We start from the raw sequence: 12,501 nt of genomic DNA, 5'->3' as shown, positions 1-12,501 counted from the left end.
CTTTGTTTTTTCTAATTCATTATTGGATATCACTATAATACTAATCACTAATCAAATCATATACATTGTCATTGTTAACCATTGATATTGGATATAAATCTTTATTTGAATACGTCATTTTTACATAATCAATGGTAGATTTTCTGATACCATAAATAAAATTGGTAGTTACTTTTCCAGCACCAATATGCATTGCATTTCCGTAGTTATTGTAGTCCGAACCAATTAACATGTAATTCTCATAATCCGTTTGATATTTAAATTTTAATTGGTAATCATGTCTCATGGATTGATGCTTTAAAGTAATTACGTTATTATTTAAAACGGTCAATTGTTTTTCTACAGAAGTATAAATAAAAGCATAAGTCAAATTACCTGTTTGGCTTTTAAGTTTGAAGGTTCCGTCTTTTTGTCCTTCAAAAATAGCAAGGGTTACACGTGTTGCATCAGCATAAGCATTGTGCTGAGTACCATTGGATAATAATACAGCGTAGTCATAAATATCATCTGTATTTAAATAGGCTTTAACTTTATTTAGCTTACCTCCTGTCCTAATAATCGTATAGCCTTCCGGAATAAAATGTTTTAAATGTTTAGGTTTTAAATCTTGCTTATCTTGGAATGCTAAAGTTATTTTTGAGGTTGTAGAATCTATAATATGGTCAGTACATGACGTCAAAAAAATTATAGTAATTAGTGTCATTAATTTGTGCATTGCTATAGATTTAAGGATAACTAAAATGATATAATAGGGTTAGAATTGATTAATACGATTTTCTACGGATTTTATAACCAAATCGATTGTATTCAATTTTTCAGTGTATTCTGCTTTAATAGTTAGTTGTGAAGCCTCAATAGCTTTGCTAGAATCATACTCCAGCTGCTCTATTTTCTCTTTTGTACTTAGTTGATTGTTTTGGGTTATTGGTTTAAATAAGGTAACAGTACCTTCATTAGACTTCTCCAAATCTTTTATTTTAATAGTTTTAATAGTACCCAATTGCGATAATGATAATGAATCTGATGCTACACGAGAATCATTCAGCGAAAGCGTAAATTTTACAGTAGATAAACTACGATACGCTACACCTTCCAATGGTTTTTGTGTCGCTACTTCTGTTACATTTTCCGTTGTTGGCATTGGTAGTTGTAAAGTTACAACATCGTTTAACGTCACGTGTTCTCCAAAAAGGTGATCTGGCGCAATAGTGTGATATATTTTATTGTCTTTAGTGGCAGACCAATGACCTTGTTTAACGTAGCGTTTTGAAGGATCAATAATGACCGTATATTTTAGCTTAGTTTTTTTTATGTAACGCTTTTCTTTATCGTCTTTTCTAGTCGATTGCTTTTTATATAAATGCAACAATTTTAGTGCGAACTCAGCTTCATCTTTTGTTGTAATTTTTGACATGTTATTCTTTATATTTAAAACTGAATTATACGCACCAACTTCAATATTAGAATCCGTTAAAAAGGATAATACATTATTACTTTTTACACTATTTGCAGAAACATAAATACTGTCTTTGGCTATACTATTTTGTGGCGTCTCACTTGTATTTACAAATAAAGTATTTGACACTTTTTGACCTATTATAAAATAGGTTTTGGACGTATCTGCTACCAACAATTGTGTAATCTTAATAGGATCTTCAATAGTTACTTTTGCGTTGTTATTTATAAATTGTGTGTTTCTTTCATGTTTATCCAACTTTGGCTCGTTTAGGGTATAAACAATCTCTATTTTTAAAAGGTCTTTAGATAAATGATAGGCTACCTCATCTCCTGTTAGCATAGAATAATCATTATGCATAACCGTATAACTTTTTTTACTGCAAGACGTACTTAAGACTAATAATAGTGCGAAAAAAAATAATTTATTTCTCATAAAAATAGCGTGTTTTAAACTGTTTATTGAAATAGATAATTGGTAATAATTGATGTGTTTATTAATACACGACAAAATTAGATTGTAGGATACTGAGCTGAATCACTGAAATTAATGATATCTAGAAATACTCAATTTTGGACGCTAAAATTTTTAGTGCGTTTTAAAACAAAAAAGCACGCTTTAATTAGTGTGTTATTTTATGATTGTTTTAAAAGTAATAAGGTGTTTACAATCCTTAACAAGTCCTTTTATCAGATTAAAATTTTTGCACTAATTATGTTTAAAAAATAAAAAATCACCCTTTTCAGTGATAAAAAAAACTAATGATAACCTCAACTTTGTTAAAACTAATTTTTCAACTAGTTGATAGCATTAAAACAGCAAAATTGCAAATAAAGCACTACATATAATGTCAGTAATTTTTAAAACAAAAATAGAAGCTACACTAACTAATAGCACTTTAAATCCAAATGAAACAAAAGCATTAGTGACTACTTTAGAGTTACTTAACTATCAAGATACGGAAACCTACATACAAGCAAAAAACAGCATATCCAACCAATCAACAACCTCTGTTTTTACAAACGTATTGGCTCAAAAACTATATTATCATCCTGAGGTTTATGCAGACCAAAATCAGGGATTAGAGTTTGTAGCCTCATGGTTTCCTTTGATAGATTATGGCTTTTATCCTGAAAAAAAAAGTAGTGATTTATTAGTTAATTTTTTAAAATTCAGCTTAAGCTTATTAACATCTAAAACGGTTAAGGAATCGCTTCAAACGCGTGTTTTTAATGTTATAAAATTACTTGTACAAAGTCCGTCGGACGCTTCAATTCCACTCTCAAAATTTTTATTAAATACAGCTTTTGATACCAGAGATTATTTAAGCTCAGACTTTATAATTCAGCAGTGTTTAAAACATGAGATATTAAATGGGCAATATTTTGTTAATCAAACCAATCAAGACTATACCTCACACACTTTTAAAATAAATCAGACGTTTGTTAATCATTTTTATTTAGGCGATTGGACACAATTAATAAGCAATATTCATCACCTCTTACCTATTGGTAAACCTTACTTACCTAATGCTTATAATATAATAGCACATTGGTTTACTGATGATTTAGCACAATTTTATGCTACTAATTTAGATTATGCAATACAAGCACTTCAAGCTATTAAAGAGCGTTATGCATTTATTGAAGATAAAAGTGACGCTTTATTAAATATAAAAACAAATGAGGGACTATATCCTCTACTCCATACATTAGCCAATAAAACATGGGATTCTGGTGATGTGATACTATTTAAACTTAACACTAAAAATTTAACGCAAACGCAATTGGACGCCTGCTATTTAAGATTGTTAGATTGGTTAACAGTAAATGAAAGCAGTAATTTTTACACCGAAACGTTTAAAGATTATGCTAAACCTTTTTTATTTGATAGTACTACTAAAGCACTACCAGTAGCATTCATTCCGTTTTGGTTTGAAAAGTGTCATCCTAAAACAGGAATTGAGACTCAAAAAACAGTTTACAATGACTTATTTCTTCATACATTAACTAAAAATCCAAAGTCCAAACTTCCTATTTTGCGATTAGATAATAGTGATTTTCAAATTACAGGAACGTATTTAATTACAACAGTATTTAAAATTGAAGATAATTTAAAAGAATGGCTGGCTCCTTTTGAAACAGCAGGTATAAATGATCCTTTAAACCAGTTTTTAATACTTATGTTTTATGATGCTCGCGAAGCGTTACTTACACTATATAATGAAGCTGATTGTGAGGTGTTACAATCTTTTGCTTTAGCATTAGCACACTCTGCAACAGAAGCTTCAGACACCATAAAAACAAAAAACCTACCCTTATTAGTTAGCATTTTAAGCTCATTATGCAAAACCTCTGGAAACTATACACGCGTAAACCAAATTTGGGCACTTAAAAACATTGATCATGTTATAAAAGATCAATGCAATTTGTTTGCGCAATCACATTACATAAATATAAAAGCACCTTTAAAACTTAATATCATTCAGTCTTGGTATAACTTTTTAGGCGATTATTATTACAGTGTAACAACGGAAGCTGTTTGGGTAAGTCACATGCTAAAAACACAAGGATTACGCACTGGTATTTATTTTAATAGTCTTAAAGACGATGTCACTTTCTTTTTAAATAAAAGCATCAATCGTATGCTTCATTTTCATAAAAAAAGTAAACAGAAACAAGATAGTAATAGCGTTTTTACTACTATTACTACAGAGATTGAAACTTATCTAGCCGATTTTCTTCAAGAATTAAATCCAGACAAATTAAACCAACAAACGACCAAGTATATTTATAATTATAGTATTGATAAAAGTTATGGTTTTATAGATAATACTGCTTTAAACAAAACCATTACAAGTATTTACAACTTTCATTTTAAAGAAGAAGCAACAACAAACATCAATATCCTTAGAGAACAAGGTCTGCTAACAAAAATAGACGCAAAGGACATTCCGATAGACAATACTTTAATAACTAAAGCATTACATAATTTAGAACATTATAAAACCGAAGCTACTAATAACACTAAACTACTAGAGGTTTTAAGCACAAAAATAGTAGCTTTTAAATCTTGGCTAGCACAAGATACAACAGGATTACAAGCGCGATTTATACAAGCGCTTTACATGACTTTGTTGGACACCGATTTAGCACCAGAAACACCATTAGAACCTTACGGAAACCTTTGTAGACAATTGTTTATACAATTAGCAAAAGATTCTAACATGGCTATGACTTATGCTTTAGGATTAAAAGCTATGGCTAACTCCGGAGCTTATTCTGATCCATTAAAAACAACTTTATTACAAGTTGTAAACGACTTAAATGCTTAGACAATGACAGCAGACATAACACCACAAATACAACAACAATTAAATTTATCCGCTTTACTACTTAAAAAAGGCCATAATAACGCAAACCTTAACAGCTGGTCTGGTTTTGATAGTGAAGACCAAATGCAAATCAAACAAGCTAAAAGACTACTAAAGCTACATGGTATTGCATCTGGTTTGCATTTACGCAACAGCTTGCAACGTTACCAAAGCGGTCAAATGGTATCCAACACTTTTACTAAACTAGCAACAGAGCTTAGAATGGATACTTCCACGACGTTTGATGGTAAATATAATGCGTTAGAAAATCCAAAACTTAAACACAAATATAAAATGGTATGGACATATCGTTTTAGCTTAAAGGACCAACAATTTATTGGTTATGAACTAGCCTACTACATTTACCTAATGCGCTTAGCTACAGTTGTAGGTTATATAAACACTGACGAGTTAATTTTACGTATGGAAGATGCTAACGACACCATAAAAAAAACATTTTCTAGTTGGGGAGAATTTCATCGTAATGTGTGTTTGGGTGACGAATTTGTTTTAGGAGCAACTGAGCAGGACAACAGCAAATTTCCTGGAACAAAAACCCTTTGGGAACACTACCAACGCCTTAACGTACAACATGCCAATTGGTTTAAAACATGGAACTAATGACTAAAACAAGACAAGATCTAATACAACATATTGAGCGTGCAGAACAACTTTACGCAGCTAATCTTTACTCGCATTTATCATCGCATATTACTACAGTCCAAGAACATTTTGAACAGTTAAACGAAACAGATTACGCTAGATTTTATCGTATCGTTATGTTATACATTTGTGCTTTTGAAGACCTAAATATGCCTGTAATGGAGTCTTATTTGGAAGCTTTAGAAAGTCTAAACGAAGTCCAAGCTTCGGATTACGAATTACTTTGTAGTCATTACCAACACTGTCAGGAATCTGTATACAAAAAAGCAGTCGTCGCTTTTCCATATAATGATACATTACATCTTCATTATGCCTTAAAACTTAAACATGAAAAACGTTTTACTGATGCTATTTTAATTTTAAAATATATTTTAGAATGTTATCCCGCTTTAACCGAAGTTAGATTTTTATTACATGAAGTACAGTCGGAATACTTACAAATATTATGCGACACTGACGAAGCTGCAGATTATAAAGCTATTTTAGGTTTAGCATCTGCCACACATAATTTAGACATTTTAAAAGGCTTACAATTAGATGATCAATTAGATCAAGAAAGTCAAAGTTTAGTGCACATACAATTAGCCCTTTGGAATAATAAATCTGCAGAAATTGCCAAACTTTGGAAAAACGAATGGAAGTTATTAGACCTTACACCAAGCACTCGTTATTTATTAGCTGATTATGCTAAAACATTTATGCGTTATGACTTAGTTGCTCAAATGTTAAGAGCACCTAAAACACCTGATTTTCCAGAGGAAAACTTCAAAAATTTTGAGCAGTACAAAGCTTATATGCAAGGTTTAGCAGATTCTGGTTGGCAATTAGCACAACATCATTATTTACTAGTGGGTAATTCGGCTTATTACCACACAGGTAACGAAAAAATATTTAACATTTGTGTCACGCAAGGTTTAGCGCAAAACCCTAATAATCCTTTATTATTAGTACTTAAAGCCCACTATTTTTATGCCAAGGAAGACTACAATCAAACAGGTGCTGCTTATCACGAAGCCTTTAAAAATGGATTACGCTTAAGCGAATATCTTTTTTATCTTTTAGAAGTCAATAACCGCATAAAAAACTGGCAAGGTATTTTAAATATTGTAGAGCAATTTCATAAAGGACAAACGCCTACACTTAAAACCTTGTTTTTTCAAGCACAAGCCTTAGTTAATTTACAGCAACATGATGCAGCATTAAAGGTTATAAATGAAGCGCTTCAAGATTTTCCGCATCCTATGCATTCTTATGCTCCTTGGTTGTATAGTATGCGTATGGACTATCATAAAAAAAATCAAAATTACACAGCCTTTTTAGAAGACTTAAATGAAGAGATTTACTTTTACAAAATAGGTGACAATGATTATTGTCAAACCATAAATAGTGGTGTTGAAGCCCTTCTAGAAAAAGGTGATTATCAAGAATGTTATAAGTACGCCATCTACAACCACGAACAAGATAAATTATACCCACATTTATATCCTGTATTGCATTGGCTATGTTTTTATGATTTTTTAATTACAAAACCAGACTATTTAGAGGATGTTACAACAGCAGATTTAGTTGAAACACCAACCTCATTTATTGATTACCGTAACAATGGATTTTTACATTGGATTTTAGGTGATAATAAATCAGGAGCCAATGCTTTATATGAAGCTTCTAAATTAGCATCAAACACAACGTATTATCTAAAGTTAGCCTTAGAATGTGCTAATGAAGGCTATGATGATTCACAAAGTCTTCAACTATCTAAAACTATTAAAAATCAATTTCCTGAGATTCGGGATTGGCATTTAGATTTAAATTACGCTGAGTTATTAAAAAAAGAAAAACATTATACAGCTGCATACAATGCCTATTGGGACCTAATACAAAGCTATTTAGAAGCCTCCTTTTTTGGTTTTCCTAAAGATGAATACAACCTTTTAGCACGTGCTTTAAAAGAATGTGCTTTAGGTATGGAAAATAAAAGTGAGTACCATAAGTATAATGCTATGCTTTTAAGCAAAGACCAACCCAACAAAAACCTTTTAAAAGAACAGCAAACCTATGCAGATCAGCACTATAAAGACGACTTGTTTTTAAGACATAATTTACTAGAAAGTAATAGCCTATTGGATATTGAAATGACAGAAGCAGAAAAAGATGAATTATTACAAATCAAATCATTAATAACAGCCTCTTATTTTGTCTAAACATCTTAAATTTACGTTTTTTATTACATGGCATTAAAAGCAAAACATACCTTAATAGCACTATTCCTTTTTTTAGGAATTAATACTTGGGTTATTGCTCAAACATCTGCTAATACACCATTAATTGACTCGTTATCCCAAACCTACGCACAAAACTTATATACCAATCCAATAGTTGCTAAAAAGGCAGCACAGGACTGGTTAAAGGAAAGTAAACGACTAAAAATAGATTTACAAACCATTAGAGCGCATTATGCTTTAGGTAATTTAGGTAATATTTCAGGAGATTATAAAAGTACTATTAAAGAAACAAAAGCAGCAATTACACTTTTAAAAGCGTTAAACATTACTAATGGTCTGGCTGCTTGCTATAACATTTTAGCCTTGGGCTATAAAAACCTTGGTGATTATCCCAATGCAATGGATAGTTTTATACAATGTTTAAGTTATGCTAAGGCAAATGATGATAAAGTACAAGAGGCCAATGCCTATCAAAATATAGCCACACTTTATGTGCTTCAAAAAGAATATAAAAAAGCAACCGAAAACTTAGATCGTGCAGCAAACTTATATCGTGCTTTAAAAGACGATGATGGTGTATTGGTAACCTTGTTTAACTTTGCTAATATTTTAAAAGAGCAAAACAAGTTTGACCAAGCCAGAAAGCACTATCAAACGGTACTTGGATATCGAGAAAAAGAAGGCAATAAAGCTGTTATTGCGTATATAAATATCAACCTTTCGCAAATGCTTGTGGAAGAAGGTAAATGTGAAGAAGCTGTTGTGGCTTTAAAAAAAACATTAACACAATTAAAAGCACTTAATTTTACGTCAGATATTGTAATTGTGCTAAACGACTTAGGTTTATGCGAAAGTAAATTAGGACATACAAAAGCAGCAATAAATTATTTTCAGGAAGCCTTAACTTTAGGAGAAGAACAATCTTTACTTAGCTACAAATCTGATATTTACAAAAACTTAGCACAATTATATCAAGACGAAGGTGATTATAAAAATGCATTAACTTTTTATCGAAAAGGAATCACTACAGTAGCAGAACAAAACGCTCTTGACAAAGAAAAATATGTTGTTAAAATACAAGAACGTTATGAGACACAACTAAAAGAAACACGAATTAAGTTATTAGAAAAAGAACAAAAATTAAGTGATGCCGAGTTACAAAAAGCCGAACTTACCTTAAAACGTCAACGTTTTGTTAGAAACGCATTTATTGCTGGTTTTGTGTTAGTTTTAATAACACTAATAGTTTTAAGGTTGTTGTATATACAGCGATTACGAGTACAGAAACAATTAAATCTTCAACAAGAGGAAAATGCAAAGCAGAAAATTAATCAAATGATTCAGGATCATAAATTATCTGTAATAGAGCGTTATCAGGAAGGTCAAGATGAAGAACGTGCTAGATTAGCAAGAGATATACACGATGGTATTGGAAGTGATTTAGCTGGTATAAAAATAGCTTTTGAACATTATGTTGAAAAACACAATACAGAACCACAAGCCAAACGTATTGGCACTGCTATAGAAAATGCTTGTATTGACATACGCAGTCTCTCTCATCAATTACATCCTTTATCGTTTTCTAAAATAGGGTTTACTAGTTTTTTAAACGATTTTGTCTCACAAATTACTAATAACACAACATTAGCTATTCAAACTTTTTTCTTTCCAGAAGAAGACATTGATAAACTACCTGAAGACCTTTTGGCAGATGCCTATCGCATTGTACAAGAGTTAGTAAATAACATTATTAAACACGCACAAGCAACACAAGCAGAAGTGCAATTGACTAAACATGAAGACTACCTAAACATTGTAATAAATGATAATGGCAAAGGGTTTAAAACCAATAAAAAACAAGGTATTGGGCTTCGTAATATAAAAGAACGTTTACAAAAAGTTAAGGGTTCAATCACTATTGATAGTAGTTCTGGAAACGGAACTTCAATTACCATAGACATTCCTATAAATTAAGACATTTTGAAAAAAACAAATATCATTATAGCAGACGACCATTTAATGTTTTTAGAAGGCATTAATACCATATTAAGTGACATGGAAGAGATTGGAGAAGTACATCTAGCTACCGAAGGAAAACAAGTGGTTAGATTACTTAAGCAGTTTGAAATTGGCTTAATTATTAGCGATATAAATATGCCTAAAATGGATGGTATTGAGTTGCTAACCGAAATAAAGAAAAAGCATAGTCACGTTAAAATTATCATGCTAAGTATGTTAGACAATCATAGAACAGTCCATAAAGTTATTCAAAAAGGAGCTGATGGATTTGTTCCAAAATTTACTAGTAAAGACGAATTACAAAAAGCGGTTAGAACTGTTTTAGGTGACGAACAATATTTTTCTGAAATTATCAAACAGCGTTATATGGAAAGTGTTTTTGAACGAAAAAAATATAAAAACATTGAATTATCACCTCGTGAAAAAGAAGTCTTAGCGCTTTTAGCTGAAGAATTAACGTCTAAAGAAATTTCGGAAAAACTTTTTATTTCTGTTAATACCGTAGAAACACATCGAAAAAACATCTTATTAAAAACGGGTTCTAAAACAACAACTGGTGCTGTAAAATATGCAATAGAATCTGGTTTATTTGATTAATTAATAATTAACAGCAATGTTACTTTACCAAGTTAAAACCCCTTCTGCTTGAAGCGTTTTTTTTATCAAAACAAGTTCTTCATCATAAGAGATTTTATCATTTTTTGATGTAATTAATTCGCCTTTATATATATGACCTGTTTCTAAATCAAAATAGGTTGCATAAACCCCTTTTAGCGGGTTTTGGTATTTTACTGTGCCTTCATTATTAACAGTTTTATCGCTAAGGTATTGGACACTAGCTGCTCTTGACAACGCATTTTTATCTAAATACACCTTTTTAGAATCATAAATCTCAAAGTTTGGTTGTGACTGCTCTAAATATTTAATAAGATCACGTTTAATTCTGGATTCTATAATATTAAAATTTGTTGCTTTATCCGATAACATAAAACAGGACATACTCCATTTGTTATCGTAAACCTCTAAAGGGACTTCAATAAACCCTTCTGGATGATTAGGTGTTTTTATAATTAAAGCAATATCAGAATAGATATCTAAATCTTCATAAAAATAATTTAAACGTGTAATAAACTTATTTAGCACCAATTGTAAGGCTTCAGATTCTAAATTAACGTCAGTGGTTAAATCAATACTATTGTTATTAAATACAATTAAAGAAAATTCAGTTTTAAAAATTCGTTTAATAGCTTGCCTTGTGTCGTAACGTTTAATTGCTTCTAAATAATAATCATTTATCGTTTTTTCATCCAAACCATTCATCGTTATTCCTCCATCCTCTAGTATTGTTTTTAAGTTTATATGACAATAAAATTCAATTTCAGGTTTATCTGCATTAAAAATATGGACACTAAACATATTTGGATTCATGTTTCCGCTGTTAAAAAAACGGTTTAAATCTTTAAAGTTAAGCTCACCTTTATATTCTCTGGTTAAATACTGCACTAAATTATTTGATGCTTGCCTTTTAGAAATACCTCCAACTAACCTGGTAAATCCTTTGGCTAATATTACTAGTACAAATAGGCATATACCTAGTATAATTACAATCCTCATCTTTTAATTTTTTAGAGTATAAAATTAGAGCTAATTAAAAGCTACCACCTCACGGAATTCCGTGAGTTTTAATATTCACTTAAATGAGGTGTAAAATTTATAAGCTCTTAAAATACCTTTGAATCATAAATAACACCTAAAACATTTACCATGGGATTAAAAGAAAAAAAAGCAGCAAAATCAATTGAAGACCAATATTTATCAGATTATCAAAAAGAGATTAACGACATTGTTGGTAAAGCCTTACCAATTAATATTAATTGGGATACTTTTGAAATGGATTATATAAAGTTTGTACCAAGCGTTTGTTTACAAAGACTTACAGATGGATTAAAAGAAGTTTGTAGTGATGATATGGGAAAAGAAGCAATACAAGAAAGCATTAACTCCATTGAAGTCTATTGTATACCTAACGAAGGTGCTGAAGACAAAAAATCTTTAACATTAGAAGCAGGCGTATTTGCATTAACCGCTTGTTGGGGAGGACACCATAGTGGATTTTTTACGGACTTAGTAATACGCGAGTTTTTAGAAAACAACTTATAAGCTAAATTATATTTTTGAAAAACTATAAAAAAAAGGAAAGCATAAAGCGCTTTCCTTTTTTTATACAGTCCATCTTAATTTAAAATTTAGATATAAAAAAAGCCTTTAAGGATGTAATATTAAAGGCTTTTTATCTGATTATTTTATTAGCTATTAATTAAGTGCCAAATCATTAAAGACAACACCTTTTAAATTAGCATTAAAATAAGTTTCGTTAATACTTGTATTATACTCACTAAAAGATTGACTACAACCTGTAGCAGTAGCTTTATCAAACTTTAATGACACTGCAGGTTGGTTGTTATCCTCAATAAAAATGGTTATACTACCAGACCAAGTTCCTGGTTGATTAGTAATCCAAGCTATAAACAAAGGATCTAAACCGTTTTTAATTCCGCCAGATAAATTAACCTCTACAGGTCTACTATCCTCCTCTTGATAATAATTTGTCGAAAAATTATAGTCACATTGGGTAAGCTCAAACTGTTTTGTAGTCGTGTTATCTTTTCTAATTATTAATTCTATTTTAATATTACTAGCGTTTTCCATAGTTAATGCATCTATTAAATTATTGTTATACACTTATGCTACAAAATTGAGGTATTTAG

10 protein-coding genes are annotated in these 12,501 nt (G+C 30.6%); 6 read left to right on the top strand and 4 right to left on the bottom strand.

Features of this window, described 5'->3' with window-relative positions; all coding sequences use genetic code 11:
* Window positions 1-40: 40 nt before the first annotated feature.
* Both B2989_RS07480 and B2989_RS07475 read right to left on the bottom strand, forming a co-directional pair.
* Window positions 41-715: a hypothetical protein gene (locus tag B2989_RS07480; protein ID WP_292946704.1), complete on the bottom strand. Its 675-nt coding sequence runs from the start codon at window positions 713-715 to the stop codon at window positions 41-43.
* A gap of 39 nt (window positions 716-754) precedes the next feature.
* On the bottom strand, window positions 755-1,891 hold the full coding sequence (locus tag B2989_RS07475) for a hypothetical protein (protein ID WP_292946702.1): 1,137 nt from the start codon (window positions 1,889-1,891) through the stop codon (window positions 755-757).
* 412 nt (window positions 1,892-2,303) lie between these two features.
* Here B2989_RS07475 and B2989_RS07470 point away from each other — a divergent pair, with 412 nt between their 5' ends.
* From B2989_RS07470 to B2989_RS07450, 5 genes are read left to right on the top strand one after another with little or no spacing between them, the layout of a single operon-like run.
* The gene (locus tag B2989_RS07470) at window positions 2,304-4,790 is read left to right on the top strand and encodes a hypothetical protein (protein ID WP_292946699.1); all 2,487 of its coding nucleotides are present in this window, start codon (window positions 2,304-2,306) and stop codon (window positions 4,788-4,790) included.
* Window positions 4,791-4,793: 3 nt separating this feature from the next.
* On the top strand, window positions 4,794-5,450 hold the full coding sequence (locus B2989_RS07465) for a DUF1266 domain-containing protein (RefSeq protein ID WP_292946696.1): 657 nt from the start codon (window positions 4,794-4,796) through the stop codon (window positions 5,448-5,450).
* Complete coding sequence (locus tag B2989_RS07460; RefSeq protein ID WP_292946693.1) at window positions 5,450-7,693, top strand: tetratricopeptide repeat protein; 2,244 nt, start codon at window positions 5,450-5,452, stop codon at window positions 7,691-7,693. Before B2989_RS07465 ends, B2989_RS07460 begins: the two co-directional genes overlap by 1 nt.
* A 27-nt stretch (window positions 7,694-7,720) precedes the next feature.
* Window positions 7,721-9,688 (top strand): tetratricopeptide repeat-containing sensor histidine kinase, encoded by a 1,968-nt coding sequence (locus B2989_RS07455; RefSeq protein ID WP_292946689.1) that lies wholly within the window; start codon window positions 7,721-7,723, stop codon window positions 9,686-9,688.
* Window positions 9,689-9,694: 6 nt separating this feature from the next.
* Complete coding sequence (locus B2989_RS07450) at window positions 9,695-10,330, top strand: response regulator transcription factor (RefSeq protein ID WP_145002088.1); 636 nt, start codon at window positions 9,695-9,697, stop codon at window positions 10,328-10,330.
* Between the two features lie 24 nt (window positions 10,331-10,354).
* Here B2989_RS07450 and B2989_RS07445 read toward each other — a convergent pair whose 3' ends face one another.
* Window positions 10,355-11,347: a hypothetical protein gene (locus tag B2989_RS07445; RefSeq protein ID WP_292946686.1), complete on the bottom strand. Its 993-nt coding sequence runs from the start codon at window positions 11,345-11,347 to the stop codon at window positions 10,355-10,357.
* 150 nt (window positions 11,348-11,497) lie between these two features.
* Here B2989_RS07445 and B2989_RS07440 point away from each other — a divergent pair, with 150 nt between their 5' ends.
* Window positions 11,498-11,893: a hypothetical protein gene (locus B2989_RS07440; RefSeq protein ID WP_292946683.1), complete on the top strand. Its 396-nt coding sequence runs from the start codon at window positions 11,498-11,500 to the stop codon at window positions 11,891-11,893.
* 153 nt (window positions 11,894-12,046) lie between these two features.
* Here B2989_RS07440 and tssD read toward each other — a convergent pair whose 3' ends face one another.
* A complete protein-coding gene (gene tssD / locus B2989_RS07435) occupies window positions 12,047-12,442 on the bottom strand; it encodes a type VI secretion system tube protein TssD (RefSeq protein WP_292946680.1) in 396 nt (131 codons plus the stop codon).
* Window positions 12,443-12,501: the final 59 nt, after the last annotated feature.

This window comes from Olleya sp. UBA1516, from assembly GCF_002323495.1.
In the GTDB taxonomy this organism is placed as follows: Bacteria; Bacteroidota; Bacteroidia; order Flavobacteriales; family Flavobacteriaceae; genus Olleya.
Note: the sequence above shows the minus strand (reverse complement) of the source record. Positions and strands in the feature narration are given on the sequence as shown.